Source organism: Bradyrhizobium sp. Leo114 (genome assembly GCF_055229415.2).
Genome location: NZ_JBUYEN020000007.1, coordinates 55,043 through 74,456 on the forward strand (window position 1 = coordinate 55,043; position 19,414 = coordinate 74,456).

At 63.1% G+C, this 19,414-nt stretch carries 12 protein-coding genes; 8 read left to right on the forward strand and 4 right to left on the reverse strand.

From position 1 onward, the window contains the following. Nucleotides 1-53 precede the first annotated feature (53 nt). Nucleotides 54-1,310 (forward strand): aminopeptidase, encoded by a 1,257-nt coding sequence (locus ACZIRK_RS10400; protein ID WP_130225831.1) that lies wholly within the window; start codon nucleotides 54-56, stop codon nucleotides 1,308-1,310. A gap of 154 nt (nucleotides 1,311-1,464) precedes the next feature. On the opposite strand, the gene ACZIRK_RS10405 is transcribed toward ACZIRK_RS10400, so the two are convergent. From ACZIRK_RS10405 to ACZIRK_RS10415, 3 genes are all read right to left on the reverse strand, one after another. Further along, entirely contained in the window at nucleotides 1,465-2,277 is an 813-nt protein-coding gene (locus tag ACZIRK_RS10405; protein ID WP_130225832.1) for an MBL fold metallo-hydrolase, read from the reverse strand. Nucleotides 2,278-2,400: 123 nt separating this feature from the next. Continuing rightward, nucleotides 2,401-3,924, reverse strand: coding sequence for a permease (locus ACZIRK_RS10410; protein ID WP_130225833.1), 1,524 nt, complete (start codon nucleotides 3,922-3,924; stop codon nucleotides 2,401-2,403). Beyond that, a complete protein-coding gene (locus ACZIRK_RS10415) occupies nucleotides 3,921-4,673 on the reverse strand; it encodes an ABC transporter ATP-binding protein (RefSeq protein ID WP_130225834.1) in 753 nt (250 codons plus the stop codon). The genes ACZIRK_RS10410 and ACZIRK_RS10415 overlap by 4 nt, the downstream gene beginning before the upstream one ends. Before the next feature lie 292 nt (nucleotides 4,674-4,965). Here ACZIRK_RS10415 and ACZIRK_RS10420 point away from each other — a divergent pair, with 292 nt between their 5' ends. From ACZIRK_RS10420 to ACZIRK_RS10445, 6 genes are all read left to right on the forward strand, one after another. Further along, a complete protein-coding gene (locus ACZIRK_RS10420) occupies nucleotides 4,966-5,841 on the forward strand; it encodes a branched-chain amino acid ABC transporter permease (protein WP_130225835.1) in 876 nt (291 codons plus the stop codon). A 5-nt stretch (nucleotides 5,842-5,846) separates the two neighbouring features. After that, nucleotides 5,847-6,998, forward strand: coding sequence for a branched-chain amino acid ABC transporter permease (locus ACZIRK_RS10425; protein ID WP_130225836.1), 1,152 nt, complete (start codon nucleotides 5,847-5,849; stop codon nucleotides 6,996-6,998). After that, complete coding sequence (locus tag ACZIRK_RS10430) at nucleotides 6,995-7,753, forward strand: ABC transporter ATP-binding protein (protein WP_028167787.1); 759 nt, start codon at nucleotides 6,995-6,997, stop codon at nucleotides 7,751-7,753. The genes ACZIRK_RS10425 and ACZIRK_RS10430 overlap by 4 nt, the downstream gene beginning before the upstream one ends. 4 nt (nucleotides 7,754-7,757) lie before the next feature. Continuing rightward, a complete protein-coding gene (locus tag ACZIRK_RS10435) occupies nucleotides 7,758-8,546 on the forward strand; it encodes an ABC transporter ATP-binding protein (RefSeq protein ID WP_463327342.1) in 789 nt (262 codons plus the stop codon). Nucleotides 8,547-8,636: 90 nt separating this feature from the next. Further along, nucleotides 8,637-10,475: an AMP-dependent synthetase/ligase gene (locus tag ACZIRK_RS10440; protein ID WP_130225838.1), complete on the forward strand. Its 1,839-nt coding sequence runs from the start codon at nucleotides 8,637-8,639 to the stop codon at nucleotides 10,473-10,475. 231 nt (nucleotides 10,476-10,706) lie between these two features. Next, nucleotides 10,707-11,906 carry an ABC transporter substrate-binding protein gene (locus ACZIRK_RS10445; protein ID WP_028167790.1) on the forward strand — a complete coding sequence of 400 codons (1,200 nt, stop codon included), beginning with the start codon at nucleotides 10,707-10,709 and terminating at the stop codon, nucleotides 11,904-11,906. A 96-nt stretch (nucleotides 11,907-12,002) separates the two neighbouring features. Here the strand turns inward: ACZIRK_RS10445 and ACZIRK_RS10450 are convergent, their stop codons facing one another. Then, nucleotides 12,003-12,749, reverse strand: coding sequence for a transglutaminase-like cysteine peptidase (locus tag ACZIRK_RS10450; protein WP_165435206.1), 747 nt, complete (start codon nucleotides 12,747-12,749; stop codon nucleotides 12,003-12,005). 678 nt (nucleotides 12,750-13,427) lie between these two features. Here ACZIRK_RS10450 and ACZIRK_RS10455 point away from each other — a divergent pair. Next, a complete protein-coding gene (locus ACZIRK_RS10455) occupies nucleotides 13,428-19,364 on the forward strand; it encodes a cadherin-like domain-containing protein (RefSeq protein WP_130225840.1) in 5,937 nt (1,978 codons plus the stop codon). The last annotated feature ends 50 nt before the right edge of the window (nucleotides 19,365-19,414 follow it).

Consider the following 19,414-nt stretch of genomic DNA (forward strand, 5'->3'; position numbering starts at 1 on the left):
GGCCCGCGCCGATCGCCTATCTCTGCTAAAGCCACCGATTTCAAGGATCCCGAATGACCGCATCGCAACGCAACCCTTCCGCCGCAATCGATCCCGAAAAGCTCGACCGCCTCGCCGAAGTCGCCATCAAGGTCGGGCTCGGATTGCAGCCGGGACAGGACCTGCTCCTGACTGCGCCGTCGTCGGCGCTGCCGCTGGTGCGGCGGCTCGCGGTGCATGCCTACAAGGCCGGCGCCGGCCTGGTCACGCCGATCCTCTCCGACGAAGAGGTCACGCTGGCGCGCTATCGCCATGGCCATAATGAAGGTTTCGATCGCGCGGCGAACTGGCTCTATGAGGGCATGGCAAAGGCGTTCTCCGCCAACACCGCGCGGCTGGCGGTGGTCGGCGACAACCCGATGCTGCTGTCGGGCGAGGACCCGACCAAGGTTGCGCGCGCCAGCAAGGCCAATTCGGTCGCCTATCAGCCAGCGCTGGAAAAGATCGTCAATTTCGAGGTCAATTGGAACATCATCGCCTATCCCAGCGCGTCCTGGGCCAAGCAGGTTTTTCCTGACGATCCCTTGGAGACCGCGGTGGGGAAGCTGGCGGACGCGATCTTTGCGGCGTCCCGCGTCGACCAGGACGGTGCGGTCGCCGCCTGGGAGAAGCACAATGCAGTCTTGCGCGAGCGAACCCAATGGCTGAACGGCCAGCGCTTCCACGCGCTGCACTATACGGGACCGGGGACCGATCTCACGATCGGGCTCGCCGACGGCCATGAATGGGAAGGCGGCGCATCGGTTGCCAAGAACGGCGTCACCTGCAACGCCAACATCCCGACGGAAGAGGTTTTCACCACCCCGCATTGCCGCCGCGTCAGCGGTCACGTCGTGAGCTCGAAGCCGCTGTCCTATCAGGGCACCCTGATCGACAATATCCAGGTCAGGTTCGAGGAAGGGCGGATCGTCGAAGCCAGGGCCTTGTGCGGCGAAGAAGTCTTGAAAAAGGTGCTCGACACCGACGAGGGCGCGCGCCGCCTCGGCGAGGTCGCGCTGGTGCCGCACTCCTCGCCGATCTCCAAGAGCGGACTGCTGTTCTTCAACACGCTGTTCGATGAGAACGCCGCCTCGCATATCGCGCTCGGCCAGTGCTATTCGAAATGCTTCATCGACGGCGACAAGCTGACCCCGCAGCAGATCGCAGCGCAAGGCGGCAACCAGAGCCTGATCCATATCGACTGGATGATCGGCTCCAGCCAGACCGACATCGATGGAGTCAGAACCGACGGCAGCCGCGTCCCCGTGTTCCGCAAAGGCGAGTGGGCGTAAGCGAGGATCTCCCTCTCCCCCCAAGCGGGGCGAGGGTCGGGGTGAGGGGCCTCTCCGCAAATACGATGGTAGCGATGTGCGCGGAGGCTCCCCCTCACCCGAAATTCAAGCGAAGCTTGAATTTCGACCTCTCCCGCAAGCGGGGCGAGGTGAACTACACGCCGTCGAGGATGATCACCGTCGGAGTCGATGGCAGCGTGTCGCGCGAAATCTTAAGCGTCCGCTCGCTGCGCTGGTCGATCTCGAACTGCTGGCCGATCAGGCGCATGAATTCGTCGAGCGGGGTGGCGAAGCGGTGCATCGGCAGCACCACGGCGGCGCGCAGCCGCTTGGTGATTTCGGAGACGCCGGAAAGCGACATGGTGAAGGTGCCGTCGATCGGCACCATCACGATGTCGAGCCGGCCGATGGCCGCGAAATGGCTCTCGTCGAGCTTGTGGTGCAAATGGCCGAGATGGCCGATGCAGAGGCCGGCGACCTCGAAGATGAAGATCGAGTTGCCGTCCTTGATCATCTCGCCGCCGGAGTCCTCGCCATAGGTGCGGCGGATGTCGGTGGTGACATTGCGGACGAAGACATCGCCGATCCGCATCGCATAATGGGCGGGCTGACCGTTCTCGCCCCAGCCTTGCAGCACATGCGGGATCTTCGGATCGGGAAACAGCGTGTAATGCGTGCTATGCGCCCGGTTCATGGTGATGACATCAGGCAGGCGGCCGGTGCGGTAGGCACCATTGTAGTCGGTCGCGATCCGGATGCCGCCGGGGGTATCGATGTAGTAGGTGGAGTGCCCGGCATAGGTGATCCCGACCTCGTCGGCCTTGGCGACGCGGCGCAGGCTGACCGGCGTGGCGCGCGGCGGTGCATTGGCCATCGCCAGGCATTCGCTGCGCTGGGCGTCCTGCCCATGGGCCGCGATGCTGAGGAAGCCGAGCAGGGCAAGGGCGGCGAGGATCGATCGCAACATGGGCAAGGTCCGTCGGCGGTGACGTCCTCGCTACTCTACCGTCGAAACCGGCTGCCGTCATGCCGGCTTGGTCGCATCGCCCCGCGTCACATTTGCAACGCGCGCATGAACAGAGGCCGACGCTCATTCCCGCCGCGGGCTGATCTTCCAGGTCGTGGCGAGCACTACCAGCGTCATGGCGCCGGTGATGACGGCCGCGATCGGCATGGCCAGCGCGAGCGCCGATGTCGCCGCCCAGCCGATCGAGCAGAAGGCTTCCGCGAAGGTGGCGACACGCGAGGAGGTCTGGCGGCGGCGAAACTGGCTGCGCTTGGCCTGCACGCGGAACCAGAGCTGGATCGTGGCGGCCGAGATCGTGGCGATGGTCACGCCGAGCGCGGTGACAGCCGCCTGCAGCACCGAGGCGAACGCCAGTGCGATGACGAACGGCGCAACCACCAGCGCGATCGAAAGCAGCACGACCTCGATCTTGGCGCGGATCACCTGCGAGGGCGACAGCGGCGCGGTCGCGACCAGTTCGGCCGCGTCTTCGCCCGATATCGTCAGCCAGGCGAGGCCGCCGGCAAGCTGGCCCGCTGCCATCACGATAACGGGCGTGATCAGCGTCAGGCCGGCGGAGCCATCGGCAAAGCTCCGCCACAGCATCAGCGCCGGCGGTGCCAGGTAGAGCAGTTGCATCAGGCTCTGCGACAGCAGCCAGGGGTCGCGCCGCAGCAGCATGAACTCTTTCCAGCGCAGCGCCTGCTGGCGCGAGCCGCGCTGGAATGTTCGCAGCTTGGCCTTTCGGCTGGCCATCGCCGGGTTCGCCGAGATGCTGATGATGGCGTCGGCAAAGCGCGGCGAGAATGCCACGATCACGACGCCGAGCAGCATCAGGCTGAAGACGAGCAGGAGCGAGAGCGCCTCGCCGTCGCCGAGCATGGCGCGGGCCGGCCACCACAGCATGCTGCCGGCATCAGGCGCGAAGCCAGCCACGGTATCGGAGGTCAGGACGGCGAAACGCGAGAGCGTGCCGTAAGAGAGGATCGCGGCGATCTGCAGCGCGATGACGAAACCGGCGCCGATGATCGCGGCCAGCACCTGCGCTACCAGGCGGGTGCGGCGCGGGCCGATCAGGTGGAACAGCGCCACCGTGAGGGCGGTGGCGACCGCCGCGGCCGAAAGACCGATCGCGATGACGACGCCGAACGCGGCGAGCCAGCGCGGTCCGCCGCTGACCACCAGCACATCGAGGAAGGGCGTCGAGAACAACAGCGCCATGCCGGTGACCTGCAGTGCGATGGCGGCAATGCGGACCGAGAAGATATTGGTGAGCCGGACCGGCGAGGACATGATCAAATCGAGGTCGGCGCGGGCGTAAAATACCCGCGTCACCGATTCGACCGCCTGCGAGAGGATGAGCGCCCAGGCGAGGAAGATCGTCGACGACATCACGATCAGCGCGGACTTGTCGAGCGGCAGCGTCAGGTTGGCAAAACGGCCGACCACCGCATAGGCCGGCAAATGCAGGATGGCGGCGAAAATGACGAGGCCGATCACCGCGCGTTTGCGGCGGCCCTGTCGGCCGGTCATCATCGCCAGCCATTCGCGCCAGGCGAGGCGGATTTCGTGCCGGGCGAACCAGGTGAGGTCGGTCGCCGAACTCATGCGGCGGCCGCCTCGGTCTCGACCAGGGCGATAAAGGCGTCTTCGAGGCTGGTGTCGTTGCGGCCGTTGCGCTGGCGCAGTTCCGCGAGCGTGCCTTCGGCCACGAGCCTGCCCTTGGCGATGACGCCGATGCGGTCGGCCATGCGCTCGGCGACTTCAAGGATGTGCGTGGTCATGATCACGGTGGAGCCGGCGCGCACGCGCTCCTGCAACAGGCCCTTGACGTGGCGGGCGGAGAGCGCGTCGAGGCCGGTCAACGGCTCGTCGAGGATGATCAGGCGCGGGTCGTGGACCAGCGCGCCGGCGAGCGCCACCTTCTGGCGCATGCCTTTGGAGAATCCCTCGCAGCGCTCGTGCAGATGCGGCTCGAGCCCGAGCGAGACGAGGAGGTCCTGGGCTGAGCGTTCGGAAAGGCGGGGATCGATGCCCCAGAGGCCGGCGACGAATTCGAGATATTCGAGGGGGGTGAGCTTGTCGTAGATCATCGGCTCATCCGACACCCAGGCCAGGATCTGCTTGGCGGCGATCGGATCGGACAGGGCATCGATGCCGAAGATCGATACCGAGCCGGCGTCGGGCTTGAGCAGGCCGGCGACCATTCGCAGCGTCGTGGTCTTGCCGGCGCCGTTCGGCCCGAGCAGCGCGTAGAACTCGCCGGGGCGCACGGTGAGATCGAGCGCGTCGACCGCCGGCCGGTCGAAACGCTTGGTTAACCCTCGCACTCCGAGTGCTGGCGCATCTGATGGCATGATGTGGGGACGGTCCAGGTTGATGTCTGGTTGCGGACCATGGGCCGAAAAGCGTTTCGGCGCGGTGAATCGCAGGCCGCAAATCGCGGGCAATGCGCGGGAACGTTCGGCTGCGGCATTTCTGCGCAATTATGCCAGAGGGCAGGCGCAGCGCTTTGTTGACTCTGGTTCCTGCTTTGCGCTCAAATCGCCGCCGGACATAGACAGCTTCCAGCGCTCCCGAAAAGAGGGGGCGGAAGCGGGATGCAACGAGCGGTCGCCAAGAATTGCCGTGCATCGGGGAGGGAAGGCGATGCTGGACTTTGTTCAGCAGCTCGTGAGCGGCGTTGCGCTTGGCTGCGTCTACGGCCTGATCGCGCTCGGCTTCGTGCTCGTTTACAAGGCAACCGAGGTCGTCAATTTCGCCCAGGGCGACCTGATGATGCTGGGCGGCTTCTTCGCCTTCACCTTCATCGGCATGCTCGGCCTCAATTACTGGATCGGCTTTGCCGGCGCGGTGGCGGCGATGGCGCTGTTCGGCATGCTGGCGGAGCGGGTGGTGGTGCGGCCGATCCTCGGCTATCCGCAGTTCTCCGTCATCATGGCGACCATCGGGCTCGGCTATTTCCTGCGCTCGGTCGCCGGCATCATCTGGGGGACAGACGACTTCAAGATCGAGACGCCGTTCAGCCAGGGCGTCCTGCGCATCGGCAGCCTCGTGCTGGCCTACGACAAGCTGTCGGTGATCGCGGCGACGATCATCCTGTGTGCGCTGCTCTATCTGTTCTTCAACCGCACCACGCTTGGCACCGCGATGCGGGCGAGCTCGGAGAACATGCTGGCCGCCTATTACATGGGCATCCCGGTCAAGCGCGTGGTTTCGATCGTATGGGCGATCTCGGCGGCGGTCGCCACCTGCGCCGGCGTGCTGCTGGCGCCGATTACGTTCATTCACTCCAATGTCGGCCTAGTGCTGGGATTGAAGGCGTTTCCGGCCGCCGTCCTCGGCGGCTTCGGATCGATCCCTGGCGCTGTGGTCGGCGGCGTGCTGATCGGTGTGATCGAGAGCATGGCCGGCTTCTATCTGCCCCAAGGCTGGAAGGACGTCGCACCCTATATCGTGCTGCTCGCGGTGCTGCTGCTGAAGCCCGAAGGCCTGTTCGGCCTTCACGTGCGCAAGAAGGTTTGAGCAGCATGCGGTTCCTGTTCAAGACCGACTACGAAGACGACATCAAACTGTTCCCGCATTCGGGTTACATCTTCTCCTATGGCCTGTTGCTGGCGTTGCTCTTGATCGCGCCGCACGTGCTCTCGAGCTATCTGATGAGCCAGCTCGTCTTCGTCTGCATTTATGCGACCGTCGGCGTGGGGCTGTTGATCCTGACCGGCTTCACCGGGCAAGCCTCGCTTGGGCACGCGGCGTTTCTCGCGATCGGCGCCTACACCGCTGCCTATCTGCAGCAGTACAACGTGCCCTTTCCGGTCTATTTCCTGGCCGCCGGGCTGCTCACCGGCGTGGTCGGCGCGCTCGTCGGATTTCCGGCGCTGCGGCTGCAGGGCATCTATCTCGTCATTGCCACCATCTCCTTTGCCTTCATCGTCGAGGAGATCCTGGCGCGCTGGGAGAGCGTGACCCATGGCAATGAGGGCATGCGGGTCAAGACACTCTATTTTTTGGGCACCGCAGTGCCGCGCGACGGGCCGACCTTCTATTATCTCTGCCTTGCGGTGCTGGTGCTAACTATCGTCGGCTCGCTGAACCTTTTGCGCTCGCCGACCGGCCGCGCCTTCGTCGCGATCCGCGACAGCGAGACGGCGGCGCGCAGCATGGGCATCAACGTCTCGCTCTACAAGGTGAAGTCTTTTGCCATCAGCGCCGCCATCACCGGCTTTGCCGGCGTGCTGTTCGCGCACAAGCTCTCGTTCATCAGCCCGGAGATGTTCACGCTGCAGCTCTCGATCGAGTTCATCATCGTGATTCTGATCGGCGGCACCTTCAGCCTGCACGGCGCGGTGCTGGGCGCGATCTTCCTTGTCATGATCGATCCGTTCCTGACCTATCTGAAAGACGACATGCCCGGCGTGATCGCAGGCCTTGCTGCGACGCTTGGCGCCGGCCAGGAGCGCGCCGCGCATATCCAGAACTCAGTCGCCGCGTTTGCCTCCGCCAATGGCCTGAAGGGCGCGATCTACGGCATCATCATCGTGCTGTTCGTGCTGTTCGAACCGCTCGGTCTTTACGGCCGCTGGCTGAAGATCAAGCTCTTCTTCCAGCTCTTCCCGCTCTACAAGCGCGCCACCTTCAAGCGGCAGAAGATCTATGTGAAGTCGGAGCGGAACCGATGAGCTATTTCCGCGCCGAGAATCTCTCGCTTCACTTCGGCGGCCTCAAGGCGGTCGATGCCGTAAGCTTCGCGGTCGAGAAGGGCGAGATCCTCTCGATCATCGGGCCAAACGGCGCGGGAAAGAGCTCGATCTTCAACCTGATCTCGCGGATCTATCCGCCCACCTCCGGAAAGATCTTCTTCGAGGATCAGGACATCACCGAGCAGCCGGCCTACGACATCGCCAAGCTCGGCATCGCCCGCACCTTCCAGAACATCGAACTGTTCGAGAATGCGACGGTGCTTTCCAATCTGCTGGTCGGCCGTCATCGTCATTCCACCACGCAGCTCTGGCAGGAGCTATTGTTCCTGCCGAGCGTGCGCGCGAGTGAGAAGGTGCATCGCCGCCGCGTCGAACAGGTGATCGAATTCCTCGATCTCGAGCCCTATCGCGACAAGCTGATCTCCGGATTGCCGTACGGCGTGCGCAAGGTAATCGAACTCGCTCGTGCGCTGTGCTCGGAGCCCAAGCTGATCCTGCTGGACGAGCCATCGTCAGGACTGAACGTGGAAGAGACCGACGACATGTCGTTCTGGATCCGCGACATGAGATCCGAACTCGGCATCACCGTGCTGATGGTCGAGCACGACATGACATTGGTGAACCGTGTCTCCGATCGCGTCATCGCGCTGAACTACGGCCGCGTGCTGGCGATGGGTTCGCCTGCGGACGTGCAGCAGCATCCCGACGTCGTCGCGGCCTATCTCGGAGCATGACGCCATGATCGCCTCCGTCACGCCCGAGACCATCCTGAAGCTCAGCAACGTCGAGAGCTATTACGGGCCGATCATGGCGATCCGCGGCATCAGCCTGGAAGTGCCCCGCGGCAGGATCGTCACGCTGCTAGGGGCGAATGGTGCCGGCAAGACCACGGTGCTGAAGACGATTTCCGGCATCCTCGATCCGCAGAAGGGCTCGATCGAATTCTTGGGGAGGCCGATCCAGCGCATGGAGGCCGACAAGATCGTGCGGCTGGGTTTGAGCCACGTGCCGGAAGGGCGGGAGGTGTTTCCGTTCCTGTCGGTGCGCGAGAACCTGATGATGGGCGCCTATCCGCGCACGGACCGCGACGGCGTGGCCGACGATCTGGAGCGCGTCTACAGCTATTTCCCGCGGCTGAAAGAGCGCATTGATCAGCCGGCCGGCCAGCTCTCCGGCGGCGAGCAGCAGATGCTTGCGATCGGGCGGGCATTGATGAACCGGCCGACGCTGCTGCTGCTCGATGAGCCATCGCTCGGTTTGTCGCCGATCCTGGTGAAGGAGATCTTCACCATCATCCGCCGGGTCAATGAAGAGCAGGGCATGTCGATCCTCCTGGTCGAACAGAACGCCAAGGTCGCGCTGGAGACGGCGCATTATGGCTATGTGCTGGAGATCGGCCGTATCGTGATGAACGACACCTGCGAGCGGTTGATGCATTCAAAGGATATCCAGGAGTTCTATCTCGGCGCCAAGGAGACGGGTGCGCGGGGGGAGCGACGTTGGAAAAAGAAGAAAACATGGCGTTGAGAGGGACTTGGCGGTAAATTGAAGGCCTGTCGCGGAAAGATCGGCGCAAAAGCCGGCGGTCGCGACAGGCGACGAGAGGAGGGAACGGGCATGGCCGGACCGGCGGTGCTGACGGTCGCCGACACGATCGCGAAAAGTTTTCTGCTGGCGGTGGAGACGCGCGGCGACAGGCCCGCGATCCGCGAGAAGAAATTCGGCATCTGGCAGCCGACAAGCTGGCGCGAGTGGCTGCAGATCTCCAAGGACATCGCCTACGGCTTGCATGCCATCGGCTTTCGCCCCGGCGATGTCGCCTCCATCATCGCAAACGCGGTGCCGGAATGGGTCTATGCCGATATGGGCATCCTCTGCGCCGGGGGCGTTTCGTCCGGCATCTACCCGACGGACTCGCCGGCCCAGGTCGAATATCTCATCAATGATTCCCGTACCCGCGTGGTCTTCGCCGAAGACGAGGAGCAGCTCGACAAGCTGCTCGCCTGCCGCGCGCGCTGCCCGACATTGGAGCGGATCGTCGTCTTCGACATGGAGGGCCTGAGCGGCTTCTCCGATCCGATGGTGATGTCGCTTGCCGAATTCACCGCGCTGGGCCGCAATCATGCGCAGGACAATGAGGCGCTGTGGGACGAGATGATCGCAAGCCGGACCAGCAGCGATCTTGCGATCCTCGTCTACACCTCCGGCACCACAGGCCCGCCGAAGGGCGCGATGCACGCCAACCGCAGCGTGACGCATCAGATGCGCCACGCCAATGACCTCTACCCGTCGACCGATCACGAGGAGCGGCTGGTGTTCCTGCCGCTGTGTCACGTCGCCGAGCGCGTCGGCGGCTACTACGTCTCGGTCGCGCTCGGATCGGTGATGAATTTCGCCGAAAGCCCCGAAACCGTGCCGGACAATCTGCGCGAAGTGCAACCGACCGCCTTCCTCGCCGTGCCCAGGGTGTGGGAGAAAATGTATTCGGGCATCACCATCGCGCTGAAGGATGCGACCCCGTTCCAGAACTGGGTCTATCGCCGCGCGATGGCGGCCGGCTATCGCATGACCGACTATCGGCTCGAAGGCGAGACGCCGCCGCTGCCGCTGCGCTTTGCCAACCAACTGGCCTATTGGCTGGTGTTCCGCAACATCCGCCGCATGCTCGGGCTCGACCGCTGCCGGATAGCGCTCACCGGCGCCGCGCCGATCGCGCCCGACCTGATCCGCTGGTATCTCGCGCTCGGCATCGACATGCGCGAGGTCTATGGCCAGACCGAGAATTGCGGCGTTGCCACCATCATGCCGACCGAGCGCATCAAGCTCGGCTCAGTCGGCAAGGCCGCGCCCTGGGGCGAGGTGATGACCTGCCCGAAGGGCGAGATCCTGATCCGAGGCGAATTCCTGTTCATGGGTTATCTTAACCAGCCCGAGAAGACCGCCGAGACTATCGACGCCAGAGGCTGGCTGCATACCGGCGATGTCGGCACCATCGACAATGAAGGCTACGTCAAGATTACGGACCGGATGAAGGACATCATCATCACCTCCGGCGGCAAGAACGTCACGCCCTCGGAAATCGAGAACCAGCTCAAATTCTCGCCCTATGTTTCGGATGCGGTGGTGATCGGCGACAAACGGCCGTACCTCACCTGCCTCGTGATGATCGACCAGGAGAATGTCGAGAAATACGCCCAGGATCACGACATCCCCTTCACCAATTACGCGAGCCTATGCCGCGCGCGGGAGATTCAGGACCTGATCCACCGCGAGATCGAGGCCGTGAATGCCAATTTCGCCCGCGTGGAGACCATCAAGAAATTCTATCTGATCGAGCGCCAGCTCACGCCCGAGGATGAGGAATTGACGCCGACAATGAAGCTGAAGCGCAGCTTCGTGAACAAACGCTATGCCGCCGAGATCGAGGCGATGTACGGCGAGCGCGCGGTCGCCTAGGCACGGCTTATTACTCCCTCTCCCCGTTCTTACGGGGAGAGGGTCGGGGTGAGGGGCTCTATCCGCGAAGACGGTGACAGACGGATTCGCAGAAGCTCCCCCTCACCCGAAATTCAAGCTGCGCTTGAATTTCGACCTCTCCCCGCAAGCGGGGCGAGGTGAAGAAAAGGCGAGGGAGCCCAAACAGGCCCGGTCCTTCGCTCGATATGGGCCATGGAGAGGAGGATCATTATGTCGAAAGCGTTCAAGGCATTGGGCCTTGCGGTGGGTGCGCTGGCGCTGACCCACCTGCCGGCGTCAGCGCAAACCAAGGTCACCAATGAAGGCATCTCGGCGAACGAGATCGTCATCGGCACCCATCAGGATTTGTCCGGGCCGATCAAGGTCTGGGGTGTGCCGGTCTCCAACGGCATGAAGATGGCGGTGGAGGAGATCAACGCGAGCGGCGGTATCAACGGCCGCAAGATCAGGATGATCCTCGAGGACAATGGCTACGACCCGAAGAAAGCCGTGCTGGCCTCGCAGAAGATGGTCGAACGCGATAAGATCTTCGCGATGATCGGCCCGATGGGGTCGCCGACCGTGTTGGCCGCGCAGGATGTACTGTTCGACGCCGGGGTGCTCCAGCTCTTCCCGCTGACGGCGGCCGAATTCACCTTCAAGTTCGATCCGAGCAAGCCGCAGGAGCGGCTGAAGTTCAACAACCTGCTGCCTTATGTCGAGAGCACGCGCGCCGCGCTCAAATACATGGTGGAGGAGAAGAACCCGAAGAAGCCCTGCATCATGCATCAGGATGACGAGTACGGCAAAAACGTGCTCGACGGCTTCACCCAGCAGCTCGCAGCGATGAAGCTGCAGCCGGCCTCGATCACAAGCTACAAGCGCGGCGCCTCCGACTTCAGCGCCCAGGTCGCCAAGATGAAGGCTGATGGCTGCGACCTTGTCGTGCTCGGCACCGTAATCCGCGAGACCATCGGCGCGATGAACGAAGCCAGGAAGCTCGGCTGGGAGGTGACCTTCCTCGGCGCGACGCCGACCAACGTGCTCGAAGTGCCGGCGCTCGGCAAGGAAGCGGTGGAGGGCCTCTATGCGGCGTCCGGGTTCGAGATCCCCTATGAGGACACCGCCAAGGGCAAGGTGAAGGACTGGCTTATCAACTATAAGAAGATGTTCGGCACCGACGCCAACACGCAGGCGATCATCGGCTACAACGCGGTGATGACGTTTGCCTTCTATGCGCAGAAGGCGGGCAAGGATCTGACCGGCCAGAAAATGCTGGATTCGCTGGAGTCGGGCGAAAAGTTTCTCGACATCTTCAATTCGCCGCCGACCAAGTTCTCCAGGAACGACCACCTCGCCAACACCATCACGCAGGTGCAGCAGATCAAGAACGGCCGCTGGGTGCTGACGAAGGACAGCCTGTCGTTTTGAGTATCGCTGTCATTGCGAGCGGAGCGAAGCAATCCATGCTGCCACGAGCGGAGAGATGGATTGCTTCGTCGCTCCGCTCCTCGCAATGACGGTTGGTTAGTCCGCGGGATAACGCAACGCCGCCTCGGCCACCAGCGGCATGTCGGCATAGCGCCGGACGCCCGCTTCATCGACCACGAAAGTCGGCCGGTAGTTCCTGACGTCGGTATCGGCCACCATCATCATGCGGCGGTTGTCCAGCGTCAGCCACTGGCCATCGAGCCGGGCCGCGGCCACGGCATGATCCTCGCCGCGGAGCGTGTCATGCATGATGACGATTCGCAGGTCCTCCGGCGCCATGCCGGCCAGACGCAGCGCGACGAATTTGGCGATGGCATAGTCCTCGCAATCGCCGGTGCCGTTCGCAAAGGTCATCAGCGGCGAAGCCCAGACGTCGATCGCGCCATATTGCACGAGATCGTCCGCGGGCCTGATCGCGAGATTGACGGCGCGGTTGACTTCACCGAGCCGGGCGCGGCCCTCTGTGGCCTTCGCGCCGTCGATAACGGCCAGGAATTTCAGCGCGGCCGGCGAGACGCAGCTCTCGCGGTCGCCCTCGCACAGCGCAAGCTGCACCAGATCATCGGCGAGCCGGCGCTGCAGGCTGAGCCATTTGTCGCGCAATCCGCCTTCCGAGAGGATGGCTGTCGCGCGCCCGAACGGCTCGATCGATTTCTTGATCAGGACCGCGCCCCCCGGCGACAGCAGCGTCCCCGCGCTGACCTCTGCCACCGGTGCAAGCCAAAGCAGAGCAAAGGCGAACATGAGCGCGCGCAGCGCGCCCGCGTAACCGAACATTCCCATCTGACACCCCTGTCCGGGCCTCGGCGGCGTTTCGCCAGCGCGTGACCAGATCGTTTCGTGGGAAGAGGATCGTGCGAGAGCGCTTGCGATCTGTTTAAGGAGATGCGGACGAGCGGGAGAAATGCGGAAGACGCTGAAGCCGGCCTCGCCAAAGCGTCGAAAATTTTATCGATCTTGCCAACCTCGGCGGTCGAACCTTTTCGGGGGTAATGATGTCTTATCCTTGATGTTGGCTTAATAGGCGCGCGTCCGCAGGCGGGGCTGGCGCAACAGCATCTAAAGTCGTCGGACGCATCAGGCGGCCGGTCTTTCTGAACATATGACTAACGGGGCAGCTTTTCCCTTGATCCGTAATCTACATCACATTGGGCGCCCGAACGTCGGTGTACGTTGCTCAGGTTGGGCGGATGGCCAGCAGTCGGAAATATCCTTCCTTCGAAATAAGTAATTGAATTCACTAAAATTTTCTGCAAATTGAAATGGGGCTCCATGCGTTCTTCTTGCACCAGCACGCGCCGGATCAAATCCGCTTCGCGCCAGGCTGGACGAAGGCTTCCCGACGACGCTGCCGATGGGTCTCGCACTCGGTGTGCGTGCTTTCGCGTGGTTTCTCCTAATGATATGTGTAGGTTTGGCTAAGGAAATTTACATTTTTATTAACTATTTCTGGTGGGGGCATTGAAGTACGACGACACAGTTGCGTCGAGTGGGCTGGGGTTTCTTTCCAACGCGCATATCGATCTTGATTCATTTTCGTTCCGCGCTGGCCACGCGGACAGCTTTACTGTTCCTGACGCGCATCTTCTGTTCTCCGGCAACTTCCACAAATCCGGCAACGATCTCGTCATCACCGACGAGCTGCATCGCGTCGTGGTGCCGAACTACTTCCACGGCGACAAGCACCCGATGCTGGTTTCCCCCGAGGGCGCGTCGCTGGATCCGAAGGTCGTCGACGCGCTGACCGGGCACACGGTTTACGCGCAGGCGGGAGCGCCGCCGGCGGCAGAGCTGGTCGGCCATATCGCCAAGATGACCGGCAGTGCCAGCGTGGTGCGCAGCGGCGTCACCGTCGAACTGCATAATGGCGAAGCGGTCTATCAGAGCGACGTGGTGCAGACCGGCAGCGACTCTACGCTCGGCCTCGTCCTGAAGGACGGCACCACGTTCAACCTCAACGCCAATGCGCGGTTGATGCTGAACGAGCTCACCTATGACGCCAGCAGCAATTCGAACTCGTCGCTGATCACGCTGGTGCAGGGCGCCGCCAGCTTCGTCGCCGGCCAGGTCGCCAGGAGCGGCGACATGAAAGTCGCGACCCCGATCGCGACCATGGGGATCCGCGGCACCGCTGTCATCCTCGACATCTCCTCGGTCGACGGCACGGTGAAGATCTCCGTCGTCGATCAGCAGGACAACCAGGTCCATGCTGTCCAGGTCTTCAACACGCGCGGCGTTCTGATCGGCACGGTGACCAGCAATGGCAGCATCCTGACGCTGACGCCGACTGCGGCTTTCGAGCTGATCGCGCGGGAAAGCGCCAAGACGCTAGCGGAGATCGCGCAGGAATTCGCGACCTTCCAGGCGGTGCTCAATACCTACGAGATCCAGAAGGCGATCGACCCGAACCTGCCGCAGCACACCGAGAACAACGCCAATCCGCAGACGAAATTTGCGCACCTTGGCAGCTCGACCTCGCCCAATTCGCCGGCAACCGAATTCCGCTCGGCGCTCAACACCACCATCAACAGCAGCAACATCGGCTCCACCAAGACCTTTTCCGTCCTGATGGATACGGGCAACGGAACCGGCGCGGGCGGTCCATCAAATCAGGCATTGTTTGATCAGGGCCTTCCGGGGCAGCAGAACAACCAGCCCACCCAGCCCATCGGGTCGCAGCCGTCGATCCCGTTCGTCGTCAATCCGCCAACGGTCACCAGGATCTCCACCACCAGCACTGGCGATCATTTCGGGCCGGTGATGAGCGCCGACGGGCAGTTCGTCACTTATGATCCTGACGGCGTCATCTATCTGTTCGACCGCGCGACCGGCGTCACCATCGTGATCTCGCCCCCCGGGAGCATCTATGGTTCGCCGACCATCAGCTCGGATGGCCACTCCGTCGTCTATCAAAGCTCCAGCGGCGTCATCTTCCTCTACAACAACGATCCGTCTTCGGCGCAGTACCACACGACGATACAGATCGGCGTGGGCACCTCGCCTGCGGTCAGCGGCGACGGCAGCAGGATCGCGGTCGAGAACGGCGGCAATATCATCGTCTACGATCGGCAGGGACACGTCCTCACCACGATCACGCCCGCCGATGCCGGCGCCGGCGGATCATTGCTGAAGCCGGCGATCAGCGCCGACGGCCATGTGGTTGCGTTCTGGGGTGCCGATCCCGAAGGCAGCTCGGGCCATCTCTACGTCTATGATAGGTCGACCGGGGTCATCAGCACGATCGCGGACACCGCGCAGGGGGTCGGCGCGAGCGCAGCCTCGCTCAGCGCCGACGGCCGCTATGTCGTCTATCAAAGCGCCGATGCGAACGGGCACTCGGAAATCTACCTCTACGACCTGCAGACCCACCAGATCGTCTTCCAGACTTCGAACCCGGGCGGCAGCAGCTACAACCCCGTCATCAGCCCCGACGGCCATTTCATCATCTTCGCGAGCGATGCCGCGCTGACGTCGAACGACCACAATTCGGTTGCCGATACCTATGTGGTCAATCTCACCGATCCCGCCCATCCGAAGATCATGCTGGTGTCGACCGCGGCCGATGGGGCGTCCGGTAACGCTGCCTCCAACCTCGGCGCAACCATCAGCGCCGGCGGCCTGTTCATCGCCTTCGGCAGTAACGCGTCGAACCTTTCCACCGCGGACGGGCCTGGCGGCGATATTTTCGTGGTCGATCCGAGTTCGGGCCGCAACGCGATCGTCGAGCAGACCGCCAACTCGGGGTCGGTCCTGACGACAAGCGGAAAATTCGGCATCACCGGGGGAATCAACGACGTCTCGATCTCCGTCACCGACGCGGCGGGCAATCCGACCGGTCTGCTGCACGCGAGCTTCAGCGCCGACGGCAACTTCGTGAACTGGACGTTCGCCGAGAACAAATCGGATTTTGGCGCGCTGGTCTATGGCGACACGGCGACCCAGCAATTCCTGATCAAGCTTACCTATAATGGGGGCACGACGACCATCCCGATCACGATCGGCGTCCACAATGCCGTTCCGCCGACCATCCCGGTGGCGGACACACCTCCGGTCGTTCACGACGCCACGCTCGCGGTGTCCGAGGGCGGCGTCGTGGTGCTGACGCCGGCGAACATCAACGTCACCGACCTCGACGATTCCAGCTTCACCTTCACGGTCACCAATGTCACGCATGGCAAGTTCCAGGTGTGGGGTGGCGAAGGCTGGATCAATACCGCCAGCTTCACATCGGCCGATCTCGCCGCAGGCCACGTCCGCTTCGTTCACGACGGCTGCGAGGCCGCGCCGACGTTCTCGATCCAGGCTAGCGACGGAGAACTGCTCTCCAATGTGAAGGCGGGCAGCATTGCCTTCACCAATGTCAACGATGCGCCGATGTTGGCGGCCGGAACGGTGACGAGCGGCGTGATCAACGTGGCCGTCGCAAACGGCGGGTATGACCATGTCAGCCCGGAGGTTGCCGCGAAACTTCTGGGGTCGGGCCTGATCAAGGACCTTCCCGGAGCGCAGGGTGGAGCGCATGGTTATGGCGAGGTCGCGCTCGACCCCGGCGATGACAATTCCTCCGGCGCGATCGACATCACCACGGTGTTCGGCGAGCAAGGCATCAATTTCTTCGGCCATCACTACACCTCGCTCTACATCAACAATAACGGCAACATCACCTTCCGCTCGCCGACCGACGCCTATACGCCCAGCATGATCGACGCGGGCCTGAACAATCCGATCATTGCGGTGTTCTGGGCCGACGTCGATACCCGCGGCCATGGCAGCGTCTATTACGATCTCGACGCGGCCGACGGCGTCATGACCATCACCTGGGATGATGTCGGCTATTTCGATCAGAGAACGGACAAGCTGAATTCGTTCCAGCTCGTTCTGATCAGCCAAGGCAACGGCAATTTCGACATCCAGTATCGCTACGGCGATATCGATTGGACCACGGGTGACGCCAGCGGCGGTTCCGACGGCCTTGGCGGCACCCCGGCGCGCGCCGGTTATTCGGCCGGCGACGGCAAGCATTATTACGAGTTGCCGCAATCCGGAAACCAGGACGCGCTGCTCACCCTTCCGACCACCGACGGCAATACCGGCATCGACGGCGTCGATCAGTTCGAGGTGCACAACGGCGAGGTGGGTCTCACCGCGACCGGCACGATCAATTTCGCCGATCCCGACCTCAACGATGTCCATACCGCCACCAGCAGCTATACCGGCAGCGGCACTGCGCTGGGAACGCTGACGCTGGTCAAGCTATCCGATATCGGCGGTGTCGGCGGGCAATTCGTCTGGACCTACACCGCCGATCCCGCCGCCGTGCGGCAGGCGCTCGACGGCTTACCGGGTCATAGCAAGGTCGAGACCTTCAACGTCGTGATCAGCGACGGTCACGGCGGCACGCTCACCCAAACCGTATCCGTCACGCTGAACGAGATCGGCAACCACGCGCCGGTGGTCTCGGGCGTTGTCACGGGATCAGTGACGGAAGATGGCAGCCAAAGCACGCTCAACGCGCTCGCCAACGCGTCCGATTCCGACCAGGATACGCTCACGGTTGTGAACGTTCCGACGCAGTTGCCGGCGGGCGTGTGCTACAATGCGGCCACGCATTCCTTCACGCTCGATCCGAGCGTTGCCGCCTACCAGCATCTGGCTCAAGGTGAGCACGCAACGGTGACGGTCAACTATGGCGTATCCGACGGCCACGCCACCACGCCGGCCTCGGTGTCGTGGACGATCACCGGCACCGACGATGCGCCGGTCGCAACGCCGGTGACATTGGCGAGCGGCACCGAAGACGCATCCTACGTGATCCATGCCTCCGATCTTCTGGCTGGCATGAGCGATGTCGACAGCCAGTCGCTCTCGATCACCGGCCTCAGTATTGCGAGCGGCGGCGGCAGTCTCGTCGACAATCACAACGGCACGTGGACCTACACGCCGGCCCCGGGTTATGCCGGCCCGGTCAGCTTCACCTACACCGCTTCCGATGGCTCTCTGAGCGCGAGCTCGACGGCGAACTTGACGCTGGACTACGAGACCGCGGTCGCCCCGATGCTGACGGTCGGCCCGAACGGCACGTTCGATCAGGTCGAGGGACCGGAGCACACCCCGATCATCGTCCCGATCGCCGTTTCCATTGCCGGCGACACCCATCCCGACGAGACCTATGTCACGATATCGGGCGCGCCGGTCGGATCGATCTTCAATCACGGCGTCTACAACGCCGTCGACGATACGTGGCGGATCGACGCCGCCGACCTCGGCGGCAACCTGACCCTCGCCACGCCGCCGGACTATTGCGGAAGATTCTCGCTGACCGTGACGGCCACCAGCGTCGTTCATGGCAGCCACACCTCCGCAACCACGCCGGCGCAGACCCAGGCCGTGGTCGTCGATCACGTCGATTCCGACCAGGTGGTGACGCCGGTTGCGGTCAGCGTGCACACGCCCAGCGGTTACGACTTCAGCTCGTTCTACGACGATCTGGCGGCGAGCCAGTTCGCTAGCACTGACGGCATTCATGCCTTCGTCGTCAACTTCGACAAAGGCATCACATTCGAGATGGTCGGAAGCGGTTACAGCTACGATCCGCAGACGAGCTCCTTCTCCAACATCATCAACGAAATCGATATTTTCCGCACAACAGACCCGGGCCAGGCCACGCCGGAGCACCTGTTGGTCAGCACCCATGGCTGGAACATCAACGTTCAGGCCGTCTTCAATCCCACCGGAGAAGGCGCTCCGTCCGGCGCCGGCCCGTCTGCCGGAACAGGCACGGTCGGCAACGTCTTCGGCGCTGTCGCTTTCAATTATGTCGGCAGCGTTGGCCCCGACGTGTTCCTGGCCAGCAATCATCCCGATGTCTTCAACGGCCTCGGCGGTCCGGCCGGCCCGAACGATCCGGGCAGCGACACTGTGGACTACTCGCACGCAAGCGGTCCCGTCAGCGTCAACCTGCTCACCGGTGCGACCTCCGGCACCGCGGCCGAAGGCGACATCTTCTCCTCGATCGAGAACCTGCGCGGCACCGCTTTCGACGACACGCTGATCGGCGACGGCCACAACAACATCCTCTCCGGTGGTGGCGGCAACGACACGCTGTTCGGTGGTAGCGGCAACGACACTTTCGTCTTCAAGCAGAATGCCATGGGCCACGCGACGATCGGCGATTTCACGCCGGGCCAGGACAAGATCGAGCTAGACTATGTCGCCTTCGATCCGAACTCTCAGGAGAGCTCTAACGCCTGGTTCCAGGATCACGTCGCGGCCGCGCCGAACGGCCATGACGTGCAGATCGACCTCGACGGCAACGATCACAACACCATCCTGCTGAAGAACGTCGCGCTGGCCCAACTGCACGCCAACGACTTCATCCTTCCGCCGGGCAGCGTCTGACCGAACCGGCCCGCACGCCTGGGTGCACCGCACCCGTGGAGAACTCCCGG